General features: G+C 40.3%; 19 protein-coding genes. 16 read left to right on the forward strand and 3 right to left on the reverse strand.

The window, feature by feature from the left end; all coding sequences use genetic code 11:
* Positions 1-368: 368 nt before the first annotated feature.
* Both glmS and M1D65_RS01145 read left to right on the forward strand, forming a co-directional pair.
* A complete protein-coding gene (glmS, locus tag M1D65_RS01140; RefSeq protein ID WP_015252962.1) occupies positions 369-2171 on the forward strand; it encodes a glutamine--fructose-6-phosphate transaminase (isomerizing) in 1803 nt (600 codons plus the stop codon).
* A gap of 46 nt (positions 2172-2217) precedes the next feature.
* On the forward strand, positions 2218-2358 hold the full coding sequence (locus M1D65_RS01145; protein ID WP_124073479.1) for a hypothetical protein: 141 nt from the start codon (positions 2218-2220) through the stop codon (positions 2356-2358).
* A 265-nt stretch (positions 2359-2623) separates the two neighbouring features.
* Here the strand turns inward: M1D65_RS01145 and alkA are convergent, their stop codons facing one another.
* Positions 2624-3535, reverse strand: coding sequence for a DNA-3-methyladenine glycosidase II (gene alkA / locus M1D65_RS01150; protein ID WP_032724774.1), 912 nt, complete (start codon positions 3533-3535; stop codon positions 2624-2626).
* Between the two features lie 272 nt (positions 3536-3807).
* Here alkA and M1D65_RS01155 point away from each other — a divergent pair, with 272 nt between their 5' ends.
* The 11 genes from M1D65_RS01155 (at position 3808) to M1D65_RS01205 (ending at position 14052) form a co-directional block, all read left to right on the forward strand.
* A complete protein-coding gene (locus M1D65_RS01155) occupies positions 3808-4446 on the forward strand; it encodes a bifunctional transcriptional activator/DNA repair enzyme AdaA (protein WP_163182445.1) in 639 nt (212 codons plus the stop codon).
* A complete protein-coding gene (gene adaB, locus M1D65_RS01160; protein WP_032724778.1) occupies positions 4430-4972 on the forward strand; it encodes a methylated-DNA--[protein]-cysteine S-methyltransferase in 543 nt (180 codons plus the stop codon). Before M1D65_RS01155 ends, adaB begins: the two co-directional genes overlap by 17 nt.
* 518 nt (positions 4973-5490) lie before the next feature.
* Positions 5491-7008, forward strand: a complete 1518-nt coding sequence (locus M1D65_RS01165; RefSeq protein WP_072173700.1) for an NADH dehydrogenase subunit 5 — start codon at positions 5491-5493, stop codon at positions 7006-7008.
* 14 nt (positions 7009-7022) lie between these two features.
* Complete coding sequence (locus M1D65_RS01170; RefSeq protein ID WP_456270725.1) at positions 7023-9638, forward strand: DUF2309 domain-containing protein; 2616 nt, start codon at positions 7023-7025, stop codon at positions 9636-9638.
* Positions 9639-9714: 76 nt separating this feature from the next.
* Positions 9715-10245 (forward strand): carbonic anhydrase, encoded by a 531-nt coding sequence (locus M1D65_RS01175; RefSeq protein WP_128441301.1) that lies wholly within the window; start codon positions 9715-9717, stop codon positions 10243-10245.
* A 60-nt stretch (positions 10246-10305) separates the two neighbouring features.
* Positions 10306-10596, forward strand: a complete 291-nt coding sequence (locus M1D65_RS01180; protein WP_015252954.1) for a DUF6407 family protein — start codon at positions 10306-10308, stop codon at positions 10594-10596.
* Between the two features lie 57 nt (positions 10597-10653).
* Positions 10654-11028, forward strand: coding sequence for a DUF2294 domain-containing protein (locus M1D65_RS01185; protein ID WP_003246482.1), 375 nt, complete (start codon positions 10654-10656; stop codon positions 11026-11028).
* A 470-nt stretch (positions 11029-11498) separates the two neighbouring features.
* A complete protein-coding gene (locus M1D65_RS01190) occupies positions 11499-11801 on the forward strand; it encodes an ArsR/SmtB family transcription factor (protein ID WP_003234907.1) in 303 nt (100 codons plus the stop codon).
* Between the two features lie 126 nt (positions 11802-11927).
* Positions 11928-13100, forward strand: coding sequence for an MFS transporter (locus tag M1D65_RS01195; protein ID WP_021481923.1), 1173 nt, complete (start codon positions 11928-11930; stop codon positions 13098-13100).
* A 208-nt stretch (positions 13101-13308) separates the two neighbouring features.
* Positions 13309-13650 (forward strand): hypothetical protein, encoded by a 342-nt coding sequence (locus tag M1D65_RS01200; protein ID WP_038827944.1) that lies wholly within the window; start codon positions 13309-13311, stop codon positions 13648-13650.
* A gap of 138 nt (positions 13651-13788) precedes the next feature.
* Entirely contained in the window at positions 13789-14052 is a 264-nt protein-coding gene (locus tag M1D65_RS01205) for a hypothetical protein (protein ID WP_124073472.1), read from the forward strand.
* Here M1D65_RS01205 and M1D65_RS01210 read toward each other — a convergent pair.
* Both M1D65_RS01210 and M1D65_RS01215 read right to left on the reverse strand, forming a co-directional pair.
* Positions 14037-14807 (reverse strand): serine/threonine protein kinase, encoded by a 771-nt coding sequence (locus M1D65_RS01210; protein WP_017694962.1) that lies wholly within the window; start codon positions 14805-14807, stop codon positions 14037-14039. The genes M1D65_RS01205 and M1D65_RS01210 overlap by 16 nt on opposite strands.
* A gap of 85 nt (positions 14808-14892) precedes the next feature.
* On the reverse strand, positions 14893-15750 hold the full coding sequence (locus tag M1D65_RS01215) for a hypothetical protein (protein WP_326153900.1): 858 nt from the start codon (positions 15748-15750) through the stop codon (positions 14893-14895).
* Positions 15751-15881: 131 nt separating this feature from the next.
* Here M1D65_RS01215 and M1D65_RS01220 point away from each other — a divergent pair, with 131 nt between their 5' ends.
* From M1D65_RS01220 to csgA, 3 genes are all read left to right on the forward strand, one after another.
* Positions 15882-17066 (forward strand): DUF4885 domain-containing protein, encoded by a 1185-nt coding sequence (locus M1D65_RS01220; RefSeq protein ID WP_326153899.1) that lies wholly within the window; start codon positions 15882-15884, stop codon positions 17064-17066.
* A 308-nt stretch (positions 17067-17374) separates the two neighbouring features.
* The gene (locus M1D65_RS01225; RefSeq protein WP_064672072.1) at positions 17375-18763 is read left to right on the forward strand and encodes an amino acid permease; all 1389 of its coding nucleotides are present in this window, start codon (positions 17375-17377) and stop codon (positions 18761-18763) included.
* A 111-nt stretch (positions 18764-18874) separates the two neighbouring features.
* On the forward strand, positions 18875-19123 hold the full coding sequence (gene csgA, locus M1D65_RS01230) for a sigma-G-dependent sporulation-specific acid-soluble spore protein CsgA (protein WP_003234887.1): 249 nt from the start codon (positions 18875-18877) through the stop codon (positions 19121-19123).
* Positions 19124-19127: the final 4 nt, after the last annotated feature.

The following is a 19127-nucleotide window of genomic DNA, read 5'->3' on the forward strand; positions in this document are numbered from 1 at the left end:
GGCAAAGTTGTTTAAAAAACAATTGACCGTTTATGCCACATGTTGTAAAATCAAGCTTGTCTTGTTCTTATTTTCTCAATAGGAAAAGAAGACGGGATTATTGCTTTACCTATAATTATAGCGCCCGAACTAAGCGCCCGGAAAAAGGCTTAGTTGACGAGGATGGAGGTTATCGAATTTTCGGCGGATGCCTCCCGGCTGAGTATGCAGATCACAGCCGTAAGGATTTCTTCAAACCAAGGGGGTGACTCCTTGAACAAAGAGAAATCACATGATCTTCCAAAAAACATGTAGGAGGGGACGATTGAAAGTCCCCTTGAAATTTGACTTTCTTCGTCTCCTTTTACAATCTTAGGAGGAAGAAAAATATGTGTGGAATCGTAGGTTATATCGGTCAGCTTGATGCGAAGGAAATTTTATTAAAAGGGTTAGAAAAGCTTGAGTATCGCGGTTATGACTCTGCTGGTATTGCTGTTGCCAACGAACAGGGAATCCATGTGTTCAAAGAAAAAGGACGCATTGCAGATCTTCGTGAAGTTGTGGATGCCAATGTAGAAGCGAAAGCCGGAATTGGGCATACTCGCTGGGCTACACACGGCGAACCAAGCTATCTGAACGCTCACCCGCATCAAAGCGCACTGGGCCGCTTTACACTTGTTCATAACGGCGTGATCGAGAACTATGTTCAGCTGAAGCAAGAGTATTTGCAAGATGTAGAGCTCAAAAGTGACACCGATACAGAAGTAGTCGTTCAAGTAATCGAGCAATTCGTCAATGGAGGACTTGAGACAGAAGAAGCGTTCCGCAAAACACTTACACTGTTAAAAGGCTCTTATGCAATTGCTTTATTCGATAACGACAACAGAGAAACGATTTTTGTAGCGAAAAACAAAAGCCCTCTATTAGTAGGTCTTGGAGATACATTCAACGTCGTAGCATCTGATGCGATGGCGATGCTTCAAGTAACCAACGAATATGTTGAGCTGATGGATAAAGAAATGGTTATCGTCACTGATGACCAAGTTGTCATCAAAAACCTTGATGGTGACGTGATTACACGTGCGTCTTATATTGCTGAGCTTGATGCCAGTGATATCGAAAAAGGCACGTACCCTCACTACATGTTGAAAGAAACGGATGAGCAGCCTGTTGTTATGCGCAAAATCATCCAAACGTATCAAGATGAAAACGGCAAGCTGTCTGTGCCTGGCGATATCGCTGCCGCTGTAGCGGAAGCGGACCGCATCTATATCATTGGCTGCGGAACCAGCTACCATGCAGGACTTGTCGGTAAACAATATATTGAAATGTGGGCAAACGTACCGGTTGAAGTGCATGTAGCGAGTGAATTCTCCTACAACATGCCGCTTCTGTCTAAGAAACCGCTCTTCATTTTCCTTTCTCAAAGCGGAGAAACAGCAGACAGCCGCGCAGTTCTCGTTCAAGTCAAAGCGCTCGGACACAAAGCCCTGACAATCACAAACGTACCTGGATCAACGCTTTCTCGTGAAGCTGACTATACATTGCTGCTTCATGCAGGCCCTGAGATCGCTGTTGCGTCAACGAAAGCATACACTGCACAAATCGCAGTTCTTGCGGTTCTTGCTTCTGTGGCTGCTGACAAAAACGGCATCGATATCGGATTTGACCTCGTCAAAGAACTCGGTATCGCTGCAAACGCAATGGAAGCTCTATGCGACCAGAAAGACGAAATGGAAATGATCGCCCGTGAATACCTGACTGTATCCAGAAATGCTTTCTTCATCGGACGCGGCCTTGACTACTTCGTATGTGTCGAAGGCGCACTGAAGCTGAAAGAGATTTCTTACATCCAGGCAGAAGGTTTTGCCGGCGGTGAGCTAAAGCACGGAACGATTGCCTTGATCGAACAAGGAACACCAGTATTCGCACTGGCAACTCAAGAGCACGTAAACCTAAGCATCCGCGGAAACGTCAAAGAAGTTGCCGCTCGCGGAGCAAACACATGCATCATCTCACTAAAAGGCCTAGACGATGCGGATGACAGATTCGTACTGCCGGAAGTAAATCCAGCGCTTGCTCCGTTGGTATCTGTTGTTCCATTGCAGCTGATCGCTTACTATGCTGCACTGCATCGCGGCTGTGATGTTGATAAACCGCGTAACCTTGCGAAGAGTGTTACTGTGGAGTAATAAATGTTTAACCCCTTTGGATAAGATTATCTAAAGGGGTGTTTTTATGTCCAAAAGAGAAAGAACGTCTACAGTGGAAAAATGGATTAAAGAAGTTGATGGTACAGGACCCGACTATCGATCGGCCATGGCTATAGATTTAAGATGTTTCCACATAAGGTCGGTCAATCAGGTTAAAAGGCATTAAGACTTTTGCCTAACTGAGTTTTCTGATGTTAATACAGATATAAGAGAGCAGTTCCTCATTAAGATACGCTTTTGATAGCAGTTGGAATTTAGCATGCTAGAAATCCGAAAACCGGAGAGCCTATTGGAATGATAACGTTTTTTTTTATTGTCAATTAATAAAGGCAAAGAATTCTAGAAGTCGCACTTACAATGTACTTGTAGGCCTTAGGTTTTAAAGCTCATTCTTTTTTTATTGAGTACATTCCGGTTTAAGTTGAAATGATTCAGTAAAGGACACGCCATAAATAAAAGGTAGCGTATGACTCCCATGTTTTCCATGAAAACGATATTTCTAAGATTTCATCTTTCGTAGGCTTTCGATTCATATTACGTAATATTTTTATCGAACGAATTAGACCCACATCATCGATCGGAAAAGCTGTCGGGAACCTAAGGCAACGCATTAGAACATAATTGGCTGTCCAAGGACCGATTCCTCGTATTTTAATTAAGTTTTTTTCAGCATCTTTAAAGTTCATTTTCATTAATTTTTCCCTCGATAATTCCCCACTTGCCATTAATCTGGCTATTCCAATGATATATTCACTTTTTTTTACCGTCATTTTAATATCTGCCAGGTCGGTAGGGGTTAACCGTGCAATTCGCTCGTACGGTGGGAACACCCAATACTTTTTACCATTCCATTCAATAGAATCGCCAAATGCTTCTACAAATTGCTTCTTTAAGGAGTACGCGAAGGCTAAGTTAATTTGTTGCCCTAAAACTCCCCAACATAAAGCTTCAAATAAATCGGGAATGCCGATCACTCGCAACCCATAAAATTTTCGGGCAGGCATTTTAAGTAATGGATCTGCTTTTGCCATTTCATAAAATGGAGTTAAATCGTTATCAAGATCAAACCATTCATGAATATATTTTACAATCTCTTCCCGTTTCCACTGCTCAACAGGTCTAGAATCGTTTAGGAATTGAACAATCATTTGTTTATTATTGATTACGCTTACCTGCACTAAGGACCGAATTTCCCCAATGGCTATAACTTTTGTAATGATATTGTTCTCTATTTCATACATGCATTCATTTTTTTCCCTGGTTAGGTAGCCAAGGTTAGCATTCATGTCGAAAATTTCAGGTAATGTAATGACAATAACATCATTGACTTCATGCCATGCCACTTTTTCTTTCTCCTTATCTTAAATAATTATAAGAAAACTCACGCTGGTTGAAATTAGTTTATCACATAATCATCTTTACTCATTTTGTTATCTTGCTATTACATTCTAACCATCTTATTTTTTTCTATTTATGAGGTTATAGTGTAGTTATCAAGAATGTTAAACGGGAGTAGATAAAAATGGCCCAAGATATAAAAATCGCGTGTCGAAAATTTAAATTGGGATTTAATTCAAAATGAATTAGATGAGCCATGTAAGGACAGGTGAGATAAATGCCGGATAATATCAATAACGGACATAAAGAGAGCCATGATCATAGAATTTTGAATGATGCAGAAATAATAACAGATGAAAAGTGGCAAGCAATTATAAATAATGATGCAACGTATAATAATCAATTTTTCTACGCTGTAAAGTCGACAGGGGTATTCTGTAAACCATCCTGTAAATCTCGTGTTCCGAAAAAAGAAAATGTATGTATTTTTCCAAACGCAGAACAAGCTCTCCGCGCAAATTTTCGCTCTTGTAAACGTTGCAAGCCCACTAATGAAAAAATGCCTGATCGCGAGTGGGTTGATTTAATTACTGAATATATTGATAAAAATTTCTCAGAAAAATTAACGCTAGAATCGTTAGCAGATATTTGTCATGGGAGTCCGTATCATCTGCATCGAACATTTAAAAAAATTAAAGGCATTACACTGGTTGAGTATATACAACAAGTTAGAGTACACGCGGCTAAAAAGTATTTGATTCAGACAAATAAAGCGATTGGAGATATCGCTACATGTGTGGGTATGGCTAACGCGCCTTATTTTATTACTTTATTTAAAAAGAAAACTGGACAGACACCAGCACAATTTCGTCAAATGAGTAAAATGGAGGAAACGTACAATGGAAACAAAGAATAAAGCAACCCTTTATTGGTCTTTATTAATGTTCAAGGATTGGAATTTTTATATTGCTTCAACTTTAAAGGGGCTTGTGTTTGTAGGCTCACAGAACAAACCAATCGAGGAATTGTTCGAATGGGCTAAGAAACGCTTTCCAGGAAGTCTTCTTGTTGAAGATGATGATAAGCTTGAACCCTATGCCGTTGAAATCACTCAATATCTAGAAGGAAAGCGGAAAAACTTTACTGTTCCAGTTGAGTACGCCGGTACGCAATTTCAGATAGCCGTCTGGAATGCACTTTGTGAAATTCCTTATGGACAGACGAAATCCTATTCCGACATTGCAAATGATATAAATAAACCAGCAGCTGTTCGTGCTGTAGGTGCGGCTATTGGGGCTAATCCGGTATTAATTACTGTACCGTGCCATCGTGTAATAGGAAAGAATGGCTCATTAACTGGCTATCGGGGCGGATTTGAAATGAAGACACTGCTCCTCGATCTGGAAAAGCGAGCTTCATCTGAAATGGATGTTCCTCATTGAAAGTGAATCATCTATAATGGGTTGGATTATTTTAGAGGAAAGTAAAGACCAGTTTACTGATAAACTTGACAACTTTTAAAATTTATCATATCTTATACGTAACTTAATAATCGATGCCGATGTTTATTTTTCCTTTTAAAATATGTAGGCCTTTAGCATTCTTTTCATATTTCATTTTAAATATTGATAGGATGAAAAAGCATCCTAACTAAAAAGGAAGAGAAACATAAGTCGATTTATTTGATAATCAGGACTATATTAAAGGAAATTAAACATAGCATAAAGTAAAGACCAATAATAAGGTAGCTCTTCAAAAAACTTCGCTGAAGTTAGTTGAAGTGAAGCCGACAATTTTCAGGATTCAATGATCTAACATAATCATTGAAATTTTGAAGTTGTCGGCTTTTTTGTTGGAAAAAAATAGAGATAAATAAAAATTGAAATAAATAATAGACAAATATGATCTGATTGAAAGGTCTTTTGACCAATAATGAGTTTTAAAAAAGGGAGAATTTAGAATGTTAGTTTCGCTGAGTTTGTCATCATTATTAACATTATTTTTTATTATGCTTATGGCTTCTGGGATTAGTGGACTATTGTTTTTACATCCGCGAGTACCCTTGAGTTTTGTTCGCATTCATATTGGGATCTTGGCTTTACCACTTTTGGTTTCCTTACTGATTCTTGCCAATAGTGGTGTGAGTGGAAATGTTGGCCCTTGGCACTTAGATTCCTTAGCTTGTTTAATGACTTTCTTTGTTCTTGCAATTGGATTCATCATTCAGCGTTTTTCTGTACGTTACTTAATGGGGGATCGATCTTATCGAAAATATTTTACGCTTTTTACTTTCACAACAGGAGCTGCTTCAATGACATGGTTAAGTGGTGATCTCCGCTTGATGGTTCTATTTTGGGGAGCGACTCTTGTTGGATTAACCTTACTTATTAGGTTAAACAGTGCTTGGCAAGTGGCTAGTGAAGCAGCCAAAATTTCTGGACGGTTATTTTTGTTAAGTTGGTTTTCTTTGTTTTTTGCGATGACGTGGCTTTTTCATGCCACAGGTCAATGGCAGTTATCATTGGTTGTAACAAATGAAAGTATAGCTGGGCTGGGAGAATGGGAGAGAACAGGGATTCAGCTATTGATTGTACTGGCGGTGATCATTCCTGCAGCTCAATGGCCGTTCCAAAGATGGTTGGTTGAGTCTATTGTTGCTCCAACCCCTGTTTCTGCAATTATGCATGCAGGTTTAGTAAATGCAGGAGGAATAATACTAACTCGATTTTCACCTCTATTTCATGGTGGTATCGCTTCGATTATCTTACTTCTGCTTGCTAGCATTTCTGTATTGATTGGAACTGGAATTAGTTTAGTCCAGGTTGATTATAAACGTCAGTTAGTAGGCTCCACGATTGGACAAATGGGGTTTATGCTCATTCAGTGTGCATTAGGCGCCTATATAGCAGCCATTATTCATCTTATTTTACATGGTTTATTCAAAGCTACGTTGTTTCTACAAGCTGGTTCAGCAGTAGGGCGTCATGAAGTATCGGCTCGCACTAATGAAAGAACATCCTATTTATGGGTCATGGCTGGTCGGATTTTATCCTTAGTAATAGGCGTTGCTTTTTGGCTCGCTGCTCCTGGAGAGGGATATCAATTCATTAGTGCGCTGATCTTAGGGTGGTCATTGTCCGTTTCTTGGAATCAGCTTGTCGCTTTTGGAGAGGGTCGAATTGGCCGAATTGCCGGCTTAACTGTTTTAGGAGGAGCAGCCCTCGTATATTTTATCATTCATAACCTTTTCTATAAGTGGCTGCATACAACCATTTTTCAAAGTGTTCAACCTCCAATGTCAGCTGTCATGATTGTCGTATGTCTCTTATTATTTGGCAGTGCTTTAGGTACATGGGTTGCTCGTTATCGTTCTTCCGTTTTTTTCGCGGTGCTCTATCTTTGGTTAGTTCGATTAGGTGAAGCAAAACCAAAGTCAGTAGAGAGTCACCCAGACTACCTTAAACAATATATTTCATAAGGAGCTAATCTGAGATGGGCATTACATCCGTATTAACGAAAGATAATGTAAAAAAGATAGATACAGATATTGATGTTCAAGGAAGGGATCTTAACGTTTTCATTACATCTGCCAGCCGAGTGATTGCGCCACTTTGGCCTATTTCTACATTTGCTGCACGTAATCCGTGGATGGGACTTGAAAACCAACCTTTTGATCAGGTTGCAAGTTGGTTGAAAAACACTCGCGATGTTGATATATACCCTAGTGCGTCTATGATCCGTTCAGCAAAGAATAAAGGTGAGATTGATGAAGATTTTGTGGAAATGGGGCTGCAGCGTTGGCTTGATTCACATTCTTATCACATCCCACGGGACGTGGCAGAGCGATTTTGTCATGCTGCATTAAAGTTAGATCCCCTGCCTTCCGACCTTTTATCATCACATGAGCTGGAGAAATTAGTAGGTGAATGTAGTGGATTGGATCATATCGAGAATGTGTTTATGCAACCACTAAGTTCGTATATAGAGAATCAAGATGGTGAAAGGCTAGTCAATATACTAGATCATCATGTCATTAAGTGGAGTAAATTATATCTTGATGACTCTCAAGCAGGCTGGACAATGCCTAATCGTGAGGAAGGTTTCTATCGTGCTTGGCAGCATCTTATTCAATATGATCCAGCACTTAGCAAAAAGCAGCGAGAAAGGGTAAAGGGTTGGCCGAAAGAGGCACATTTGGCTTTACAGAAAGCTTTATTCGCACTAGAAATCCCAGAGTCAGAAATCCAGACTTATCTTGAAGGTCATTTACTTTCATTACCTGGATGGGCAGGGATGATGCTTTGGCGCTCCCAACAATCGAGCCACGAACATGCACTCCTAACAGAATATTTAGCGGTTCGAATATCCATGGAGTGGGCTCTTATAAAGCCATACTTACCTTTGACTAATGAACGATCTAAGAAAACAATTTCAATTGCTCCCCTTATAGCAGCTTGGATTCATTGGGGTGGGCTTACATTAGAAGAATGGTCACAGATGACGGCCATTGAACAAAACGAATATTTATCATTTGCCTACAGCTTTGATGAGAAACTTCGCAAGAAACTTTGGTTAGAAGCTTGGGAACAAACGTACACTGATCGATTAAGCCAGAAGATTATCTCGAAACAACGTGAAACCGGCCGTAAAAAATCTGCATTAGCTCAATTAGCATTCTGCATCGATGTACGATCAGAACCTTTTCGTCGTCAACTAGAAAAAGAAGGCCCGTTTGAAACGATTGGTATTGCTGGTTTCTTCGGGGTGCCGATTGCAACTTGTGAACTTGGCAGTAAACACAGTCATGCTTCCTTGCCGATCATACAAAAACCGCAAAATAAAATAAAAGAGTTCGCAGATGAGGATGTATTCAAAAAATACAATCAACGGAAGCAAGCAATTCATTCTTTAAGCCATACCTTTAAAACGATGAAGCAGAATGCGCTTTCGAGCTTACTACTGCCTGAGCTAAGCGGACCTTGGCTTACTCTGCAAATGGCAGCCCGTAGCTTTGTGCCAAGAAAGGCGGGTCGTTTCATTCGTAATCTCCGTGAGGCTTGGTTACGCAAACCTGATACAAAACTCTCGCTTCATCATGATGCTACAGAGGCAGAAATACCTGTGGGTTTTACTGATGAAGAAAAAGTGAACTATGCTCGCCAAGCATTAAAAATGATGGGGTTAACAGAGAACATCGCACCATTGGTCGTGATTTGCGGGCATGGCAGTCAAAGTACTAATAATCCTTATTCTGCAGCCCTTGATTGTGGTGCCTGCGGTGGAGCGGCCGGTGGATTCAATGCAAGAGTTTTAGCTGCTTTATGTAATCTATCAGAGGTACGAGAAGCTCTTTTAGCTGAAGGAATTAAAATTCCTGAGGATACGGTTTTTGCAGCAGCTGAACATAATACAACAGTAGATGAATTACATTGGCTTTATGTACCAGAGCTTTCCGAAGCTGCACAAGAAGCATTTGAACAAATTGAAGCCGTTATGCCGAAAGTGAGACATCATGTAAACGCAGAACGTCTAGCCCAATTACCGAATTTCCAATCGAAGCTAAAAAATCCGAAGGCTGAGGCAAACCGATTTGCGGAAGATTGGAGTGAGATACGTCCGGAATGGGGACTGGCTCGTAATGCCGCCTTTATTATCGGTAAACGTGAACTAACTCAGGATTGTGATTTGGAAGGCAGAGCCTTTCTCCATAATTATGATTGGAAGCAGGATGAAAGCGGTGAACTCCTAGCAAATATTATTGCAGGACCTGGAACTGTAGCCCAATGGATTAATTTACAATATTACGCATCAACGGTAGCACCTCATTATTATGGCAGCGGAAATAAAGCAACTCAAACCGTTACTGCAGGTCTCGGCGTTATGCAGGGGAATGCAAGCGACTTGTTAGCCGGACTGCCTTGGCAATCGGTCATGGAATCAGATCACGAGGCCTATCATTCTCCTCTTCGTTTATTGATACTCATCCAAGCACCTAGAGAATATGTAGAACGGTTATTAAATCATGACTCAGCATTTCTGCAAAAAGTTCAAAATGGATGGGTCCGACTGGCTAATATTGATCCAGAAGGATGTTGGGAAAGCTGGTAATGATGAATCTAAGCATTTATCAAATGGATTTGTTATTCAAAATAAAAATAATAAACATAAGGAAGAGGTGTGCTGTATGAATGTAAACCAAAATAAAAAAGTATTATTTTTGACGGATATTGAAAACGGTTTGGAGCCTATTTTACAAGAAGCGACTAACACTTCTGCAGAGAATATGTTGACTATACAAAGCTATGGTGCCAGTATTTCACATCCTTATGGAGAAATCATGAGGTCTATTATTTTTGCGATTTACCAGGAAGATGTTGAGGAGATTTTTGTAGTAGGAACAAAAGATAAGAAGACTTCCGCAGGTAATGGACTAACTCAACTTGAAACAATGAAAGATAAAATACAAACATTGGATTATCTCTTTCAAAATTGCAAGCCTGAATTTTTAGGTGGTACGGTCGATGAATGGCTAAATGAAAATAGCAGTGACACCATTGAAAAAAGTGTTGATATGATTCGACGTCATCCCCTAGTGCCGTCATATGTTAAAGTTAGAGGTTTATTCGTTCATCATAATGATGGAAAACCCTCAATCGTGGAGGTTCCTGATGTTAAAACAGGTCAAGCCTTACCTGATCATTGCTTGTCACGATGAAATACAGGTTCAACTTCTAAACGCACCCATATATGGAGAAAGCAGTTCTAAGGAGATTGTATGAGCGCTAATTTAACTGATTTTGTCACGAAAACAATCGAGGACATGAACTCGTTTGATCGTGAAAATATGGAATGTATGAAAAAACTAATTAGAAAAGCAATTGATTTTTATCATCTAAAATCTTATGAAGAAGTTGAGGAAACCCATTCAGGAAACGTTCGATTTTTGCATGTCCACTCTATGATGGAAGAAAATATGTTATCCAAAATGATAGTGGTCACAAGAAACGGTAAAACTGATTTGGATATTGAAGGTGTATATGAAGGATATGTTGTAAGAGAATATTAATGAGATGAAATCACAAATAGAATATGCCAATTTTTTTGCTCAGGAGATGTATTAGATATGAAAAAGTCGAAGGGTTCTATTGAATCAGAGATCAGTAAGTCCATTACTCAATGGGAGAAGGATTATCTTGGGCGGGGGTCTGTATCTGTTAAGACTGATATACTGCGGGACATGATCATCGTCAATTTAAAAGGGATTTTAACACCAGCTGAATATGTAGTTTGTGGATCAAAAGAGGGTATGTTATCTATCAAACAAACTCGTTCGGAGTTAGTCGAATCAGGTATAGAAGGCCTTAAGGATATTATCTTAAAAATAACCGGAGAAAAAGTGAAAAGTTTTCATACTGATTTAAGCTCCCGGACAGGTGAACGAGTGATGGTGTTTAAATTATGTAATGATCTAGAGAAAAATTTGGAAAAGATCTTATAATCTAAAGAAAATAAATGTTTTGACGGTATGGAATTTGTTGTGAATTGAACATAATGAACTGCCGATTCTTTTGTTTTACAATTATGGCATCATTGATAACTTTTATTCATATCCTAAGCGGACATAAAGAGATGTCAATTCATAGTATACTGTCTTGTTATTCCTGTCGAAAGATCTAACATCCGCTGTTGTTATGAGCGGATGTTTTTTTACATCTATTTTAAATACATGAATTTGATGCTGGTGATTAGTCACTTGAACAATATTTGAAAAAATCCTTGTCACCTGCCGGGTTCCCCCAAGTGTTTAGTGACACGATTATGAGACCAATTTCGTAAAGCTTGATGATAAATTTAAGCGGTGAACAAAATTGATATGCTGTCTTCAGTTTCATTTCACGGAATTAGCTTTAATTAAATATATCCAAAAAACGGATTGACATATCGAAATATAACGATATAATAATCGATATGGAACCAATTGAAGTATTCAAAGCCTTATCAAATGAATCAAGGCTGCAAATTTTGCAATGGCTGAAGGAACCGGATCGTCATTTTGCACCCCATGAAGGGATTGATATGAACACAATCGGGGTATGTGTTAGTCAAATCACAGACAAATTGAAAATGACGCAATCGACGGCTTCCCAATATCTTACCATCCTTTTAAGAGCCGGCCTAATTAAGGCGGAGCGAATCGGAAAGTACACGTATTACAAAAGAGATGAAGAAGCCATTGGGAAACTTGCTGACTTTCTTAAAACAGAGATATAAAAATAAACATCAAAAGATGTTTATTTTTATACCATACATATCGACATATTACGATGTGTTTATTTTTTATAATAACATATCGATAATTCGCGATATGTTTATTAATAATTGAGGAGTGAATGTTTTATGTCTAACACTTGGAAAATTTATATTTTAGCCATTGTCAGCTTTTTAGTTGGAACCTCAGAGTACATCATTTCGGGAATTTTGGATCAAATTGCTCATACTCTCGGGATCACTTTAGCTGCCGCGGGCCAGCTCATTACCATTTTCTCACTTGTATATGCTCTGTCTACACCCGTACTTATGGCGTTGACAGCAAGTATGGATAGACGCAAATTGATGATGTATGCCCTAGGTTTGTTTGTGTTCGGTAATGTCCTGGCTTTTGTACTGCCTGGTTATGGATGGTTTATTGCAGCGCGGATCATTATGGCGATGGGAGCAGGTGTGGTTGTTGTCACCGCATTAACGATTGCCGCTAAGATTGCATCGGAAGGGAAGCAGGGCAGTGCCATCGCTACGGTCGTGATGGGATTTACCGCTTCTTTAATCATAGGTGTTCCGCTTGGAAGAATGATAGCAGTAGCATTAGGCTGGAAGTCTGTATTTGGTGCCATTGCTTTGTTGGGATTGATCGCGATGGTCGTTATTTTCTTTACTCTTCCGCATACTGAAGGGGATAAGCCTGTGCCTTTGCTTCAACAGCTTGCTCTTTTCAAAAAACGGAAAGTGGCTATGGGATTGTCAATCACTTTCTTCTGGCTCGGGGGATATTCTGTTGCTTACACTTATTTGTCACCGTATCTCTTGAACATCTCAGGTATAAATGGCAAGCTGCTCAGCGGTGTTTTGCTTATATTTGGAATTGCCAGTTTGGTTGGATCGAAGTTTGGGGGATATAGCACCGATAAATGGGGAGTGTCCTTTACACTCGTTGGCGGGATGACGTTGCATATCGTCACACTGATTCTTCTGTCACTTGTTACTCATTCCTATATCGGAGTGTTGGTGATTCTCATATTATGGTCGTTTGCCGCATGGTCCACCGGTCCGACACAGCAATTTCACCTGGCTACAATAGAACCGGAAATGTCAGGAGTTTTGCTTAGCATGAATCAGTCAATGATGCAATTCGCCATGGCGGTCGGCGCAGGTATAGGAGGGGTTTTTGTGGAAAACGTATCATTGGCCTCGATTACCTGGGTTGGTGCGTTAGGGGTTATGATTGCCATTATTGCATCATTGCTGATTTTCAATTCGCAACCGAAACAAGCGCTAAAAGATATCAATCAATAATTTCGAAAGTTCTAACATCCGCTCGTTATACAAGCGGGTGTTTTTTTAAAAAGCTCAAGTAGAAGGCACACTGAAGCTGAAAGGGATTTTTGCCGACGGAGAGCTGAAGCACAGCAAGTTATAATATACTAGGAAGGGAAATAACGGTATGGCGGAAGGGTTCTAGCGCTTCTCGCCTGTAAGATCATTACTTTGAGGATGTGTCATCGTGAATCAAAAGACGTACATTGAAATGAGCAGGACATCGCAGTACATCAACAAAATGAGAGAGTATTCAGTGCTAATTGATGGGGCTGAGATGGGAACTATCAAAGATGGAGGAAGGCTGCGAATTGATTTACTGCCTGGTGAGCATGTTATTCAAGTGAAGATTGCTTGGTGTACAAGCCCAACTTTGAGGTTTACTTTAGCGGAAGGAGAAGTGTTGAAGTTTAGATGCGGAAGTCCGCTTCGAGGTTGGAAGTTGCTTTTGGCACTTTTTTCTGTTTTGGCCCGTCCTGAAAATTATCTGTTTATCGAGCAGGAAGAAGAGAAAAAAGCTTTGTGGTGACTTTGTGTGAAAGAATACCGCTGAATTACGTTTTGTATTTAAGTGGAAGCTCTCTCCTTGGAAGGCTGAGATAAGAGATTCTCGTCTATTCTTTTTCTTTCTCCTATAAAATTTATATAATAGGGAGAAAGAAATGGGGTGAACAGCATATGTTTAAAAAAATCATCAAAACGATTAAGTACCTCTCAAGCAGTTCTAGTGACCGATATCGCAGACACCGGCATTACAGCAGCAGTCGGCGCAGACATTATCACAGCTACAGCAGCAGTTCGGGCAAAAGAAGACACTACGACCGTTATGGCGGCAGTCATCGTTACAAACGCCGGAGCTACAGCAGCAGTTAATCCAAAAAAAGTTCTTGTTCCGCTTTTGGGACAAGGGTTTTTTTATGTGACCGATTGAATGGCCCGGTTTAGATCCTCGCGAATGGAAGCGGTGTGCTGATACTCTTCCTCAATGCCCAATAATCTTTTCAGCAGCAAGGTTACTTCCTTTGTCAGTGTTAATTCCTCCAGCCAAGTGCCGTTTTTCTTCTTTTTTCCTTTATATTGAGAGTACAGCAGGAATAACAGCGTTTCTCCGAGATCGAAGAAGTCATCCTGTTTTCGTACCTTTATTTCCTCCATTTCTTCAGGAGTCAATTGTTTGGCAAGGCCGAAATCGATGAGGCAGAGCCTGCCGTCATTGATGATGATATTAGGCGTTCTGATGTCGCTGTGGAAGATAAGGCGATCATGCAGGTATTCTATAATCTCAAGCAGCTGCGAAATCAGTTGTAATGCCATAAGCTCTGTGAACGGCTGTTTTCGAAAAAATAATAATTCTTCTATATTCTCTCCCTCAATGAACTGCATGACATAATAAGCCTGTCCGTCTATGATGAACTCATCTATGAAGCCCGGAATTTGCGGGTGGTGAATGCTATTGAGCAGTTTTATTTCCTGCTGGAACCGGACTTTTTCTTTTTCCTTTTTCGCTTTTGTCGGCCGAAGCTGTTTTAAGACATAAGGTGTTTGAGTTAGGATATCGGTGCACAAATAAACCAAACCGTAGCCTCCCATACCGAGGCACTCTTCGATTTTGTATTGATGATTTAAGATAACGCCGTTCTTTAGAGGGCGGTCAAATAGCAGTTTTTTTAGAAGTTTTAATGCCATGTCTGCACTTCCCTTGGTTGTACTGACTATAGTTTACCTTCTAGCCGGAGAATAAAAAAGAGCCGGATAACCGGCTCGGTATAAGTTAAAACTGCTTTGTTACGTCGTATTCATAATCTATTTTTGCTTTAACATTGCTCATCGTCGATCTGGCAGTCGCTAATGTATTATATTTAAAACTCCATACCTTTGCCACACTGAGTTGATCTGACAAAGAGATATCATAAGACCCTGAAGTCGAGCTGTTTACAAGAGCACGGCGCCATTCGTTGTTTTCGCTCGTCATGATCAGGTGGCGTGTATTTCCCTGGCTTGGTGTTTGAGTGGCGGTTGTCTGAACTCTGGTTACAATGGCATCACGCGGTATCCCAGATTGGTTTGTTAAATCAACCTTGATCACGCTGGAGTCAGAACCTGAGGGGTTAAGGCTTGTATTTCCTTTATTTTCAGCAACGCCGCTGAATTGGAACGTTCCGCTGCCTGATTTGATTCGGTCTTCAATTGAAAGTGTAAAATACATGTTTCCGGTATAGGTGCCTCGTGACACTTTCACATAAAAGGTATCTGTCGTGTTTTGGGCGTCTGCATTTGCATAAATAAAAGAAGAAAACGTATTAGGGTTAATGACTTCTGTCCCTTGAGAAACAGGTATTCTATTCTTATCATAAATTTCAATTTTCATCCCTGTATACGCGCTCTGGTATGTACTCCTCACGTATACTTTTTCTCCCTTATTAGCCGTAAAAGTGAAATAGGCTTCATCTTGTCCAGCTTCCAGTATTGTTGTATCGATATTTTTATATTTCCAATAACCGATCGGCATTGCGGTATCAAATGAATTGTTTCCTGTGATAGCAGTGACTCCGATAGCTGATGCCGAATACGTAAAGGTGGATAAGATAGACAGCATAACAGCGAATGGAATAAGCCATTTTTTCACCATGCAAACAACCTCCTTTTATTTCCATCATACATAATAACGATTTAAGTGTAAATAAATGTTTTTTGAGGTTAATATATACATTATCTTTACCGATAAAAAAGAATAAGAGAGAATACTCGGGAGGGAATTCAATGCGTCTGAATCGGCAATTTATCCGCACTCAGCTGATGGCACAGAACATATTGAGCAAGAATGCGCCTGCCAAACGGGAGAATGCGACTGAAAATCCAGCGGCAGTTCTGGAAAAGGCATACAGCAGGCTTAAGTCACAATCTTCAACTGGGGGAATCAATCAGTTCAATTATTCTAAAATCAGCGTGTCGGGAAACAGCGGGACATTCAGCAAAGTGTATCAATCAGCGAATGATCGAACAGTGACAGACACAGGGGAAGAAACAGTGATTCAATGCCAAAACCCCTATGAATCTGAGAGTGATATCAGAATCAAAATACTAGATGAAAAATACAGCAGGATGAATGCGATAAACAAATCAAAGCCTGATCCCTTAGGCTATATTAAGGATAAGTACCAAAATTCAAAGTCTCCTTATTTCAGAAGTGATCTGTCAGCTGCAGAAAGACAGGCCGCATACGATAATGAAACAGAATGGTTATTCAAAGGCAAGGCGCAAAACTATAACCTCCAGGATGCTGCGTTTCGGAATGTCACATTTCATGGGGAAGTGGAAGCTGAGAATGAAAAGGTGTATCAGCGGGGACAGGTTAACCAGCAGCTGCAAGTGCTGTTGAATCGAAACCATATTCATATTCCAGAGGGGACAGAGCTGACGTTTACAATCACACCAATTGACTATCAGGTGCGGGTAAGCGGGTCAGACGATCAGGCACTGATTAAGCAGATTGAGCAAGTACTGCAATCTGGGGACAACAGCAAAGAGCTATTTTTGCACATCATGAAAAGCCAAAGCAGTGATTCAACACAATTTTCCGAAGAGGCCTATCAAAAGTATCAGGCTGCTCGTGAGATGTATGAAGTTACAGGCTACCATTTGAAGGATTTAGAAGTGATTGATGGGCGGTATGTCACGCCTGATGGACGTGACTTATTAGACGTCTATAAAGAAGAACTTGAAAAAGATCCAGTGCAGAAACAAACGGCTTCTTATGCTATATCTTACTATCGTTCAGAGCTCAGTAAAATCGCGGAAGCCGGGTATAATGCCATTCTGGATTTCATCCTATCAATTGATTACAGCAATGGATCTCTGAGAGATGTGGGACAAAGCAAGAGCTATGGGACCGGAGATACCGGGTGGCTTGAAGCATTAAAGCGTCAAACGGGTGTGAATTATTAGGTAAGCTGTTCATGTAGAACAGCTTATTTTTTATGAGAATCTAAGGGGTGTATTAATTTAAATATTCAAATAATTTTATTATTTTTATATAAAAGATTTTAAAAGAAGTGAACGATTCAAAACTCTGAACAAAGGTGTTTACCTGAAAAAAACAATTGTATTTTCCAGAGAAATTTATTATGATGAAATAAGTAATTTAGGAGATTATATAACAATTTTAAGTTTGAATTTTCTGATTGTTATCGCTGATTCATGTGAAGGCAAGCAGGTCTGCTGTTTTCTCATTTATGTTAGGAGGAGGAAGAGGAGTGGCAAATAAAGAATTAAAGAGGGGCCTGGGCGCGCGCCATATTCAGATGATCGCCTTGGGCGGTACAATCGGTGTTGGCTTGTTTATGGGTTCTGCCAGCACGATTTCATGGACTGGCCCATCTGTCCTTCTGGCTTATGCAATATGCGGAATTTTTATCTTTTTTATTATGCGTGCGATGGGTGAAATGCTGTATGTCGAGCCGAGCACAGGTTCTTTTGCGACGTTCGGCCATCAATATATTCATCCGATGGCAGGTTATATAACAGCATGGAGCAACTGGTTCCAGTGGATTATCGTCGGCATGTCAGAAATTATCGCTGTCGGTTCTTATATGAAGTATTGGTTCCCGGATTTGCCTGCTTGGATACCTGGTATCGTGGCAATGGTGATTCTTGGTGCGGCGAATTTAATTTCTGTTAAGTCGTTTGGGGAATTTGAGTTTTGGTTTGCGATGATTAAAATCGTGACGATTATCTTGATGATTATTGCGGGAATCGGAATTATTTTCTTCGGTTTTGGAAACGGCGGAGATGCGATCGGTTTGTCGAACTTGTGGTCTCACGGGGGCTTCTTTGCAGGAGGTTTCTCAGGTTTCTTCTTTGCACTGTCTCTTGTTATTGCGGCCTATCAAGGAGTTGAGCTGATCGGAATTACAGCGGGTGAAGCGAAGGACCCGCAAAACACGCTAAGAAGTGCGATTCAAAGTATTATCTGGCGTATTTTGATTTTCTACATTGGTGCTATTTTTGTGATCGTGACGGTGTATCCTTGGGATGAGCTCAACTCACTCGGAAGTCCGTTTGTGTCTACGTTCTCGAAAATCGGAATTACGGCAGCGGCCGGCATTATTAACTTTGTCGTGATTACTGCTGCAATGTCCGGCTGTAACAGCGGTATTTTCAGCGCGGGCCGCATGCTGTATACACTGGGTGTCAATGGACAAGCACCGAAATTCTTTAAGAAGATTTCACGCAATGGTGTGCCGCTGTATGGCACAATTGCGGTGCTGATCGGTTTGGCTGTCGGTGTTGTACTGAACTATATCGCGCCGCCGAAGATCTTTGTCTATGTATACAGCGCAAGCGTGCTCCCAGGGATGATTCCTTGGTTTATCATTTTGATCAGCCATATCGGATTCAGAAAAGCGAAGGGTGCTGCATTAGATAAACATCCATTCAAAATGCCGTTTGCTCCTTTTACTAACTATTTGACGATTGCTTTCTTGCTGATGGTTCTGGTTGGCATGTGGTTTAACGATGATACTCGTATCTCTCTGATTGTAGGCGTAATTTTCTTAGCGCTTGTGGTCATTAGTTATTATGTGTTTGGGATTGGCAAACGCACGCAGGCCAATTTGACAAAAAGCGAACAAGCAGCTGAATAACGATAAAAAAGAGACATTCACGGATGTCTCTTTTTTTATTTTTCGCGTATGGATTTTCCCTATTTTAGCAAGCTATAGGGTAAAGATAGCAGAAGGAAAGGTGTTCATGAAATGGATGTTACACTCGGTTATTTGCGCGAATCACTCTCGAATCATCTAGAAAATGAAGTCTGCCAGCGTATTTGCAAGAAGATGCTGGCGAAGCGTTATGCAAATGAAGAGGAATTTGTAAAAGACTTAGATGATAATGAAATGTCTTTTTTGAACCATGTATTAGAAAAAGAAATTAAGTATGCCCAGAATGAACAGGATCAAAAACGGGCCAAGGAATTAAACGAGGTGTATGAATTACTGCTTTGAGAAA

It is taken from the genome of Bacillus sp. JZ39, from assembly GCF_053903145.1.

Coding starts and splice junctions, on each gene's coding strand:
- glmS (WP_015252962.1), top strand. CDS start 369: ATGTGTGGAATCGTAGGTTATATCGGTCAGCTTGATGCGAAGGAAATT.
- M1D65_RS01145 (WP_124073479.1), top strand. CDS start 2,218: ATGTCCAAAAGAGAAAGAACGTCTACAGTGGAAAAATGGATTAAAGAA.
- M1D65_RS01155 (WP_163182445.1), top strand. CDS start 3,808: ATGCCGGATAATATCAATAACGGACATAAAGAGAGCCATGATCATAGA.
- adaB (WP_032724778.1), top strand. CDS start 4,430: ATGGAAACAAAGAATAAAGCAACCCTTTATTGGTCTTTATTAATGTTC.
- M1D65_RS01165 (WP_072173700.1), top strand. CDS start 5,491: ATGTTAGTTTCGCTGAGTTTGTCATCATTATTAACATTATTTTTTATT.
- M1D65_RS01170 (WP_456270725.1), top strand. CDS start 7,023: ATGGGCATTACATCCGTATTAACGAAAGATAATGTAAAAAAGATAGAT.
- M1D65_RS01175 (WP_128441301.1), top strand. CDS start 9,715: ATGAATGTAAACCAAAATAAAAAAGTATTATTTTTGACGGATATTGAA.
- M1D65_RS01180 (WP_015252954.1), top strand. CDS start 10,306: ATGAGCGCTAATTTAACTGATTTTGTCACGAAAACAATCGAGGACATG.
- M1D65_RS01185 (WP_003246482.1), top strand. CDS start 10,654: ATGAAAAAGTCGAAGGGTTCTATTGAATCAGAGATCAGTAAGTCCATT.
- M1D65_RS01190 (WP_003234907.1), top strand. CDS start 11,499: ATGGAACCAATTGAAGTATTCAAAGCCTTATCAAATGAATCAAGGCTG.
- M1D65_RS01195 (WP_021481923.1), top strand. CDS start 11,928: ATGTCTAACACTTGGAAAATTTATATTTTAGCCATTGTCAGCTTTTTA.
- M1D65_RS01210 (WP_017694962.1), bottom strand. CDS start 14,807: ATGGCATTAAAACTTCTAAAAAAACTGCTATTTGACCGCCCTCTAAAG.
- M1D65_RS01215 (WP_326153900.1), bottom strand. CDS start 15,750: ATGGTGAAAAAATGGCTTATTCCATTCGCTGTTATGCTGTCTATCTTA.
- M1D65_RS01220 (WP_326153899.1), top strand. CDS start 15,882: ATGCGTCTGAATCGGCAATTTATCCGCACTCAGCTGATGGCACAGAAC.
- csgA (WP_003234887.1), top strand. CDS start 18,875: ATGGATGTTACACTCGGTTATTTGCGCGAATCACTCTCGAATCATCTA.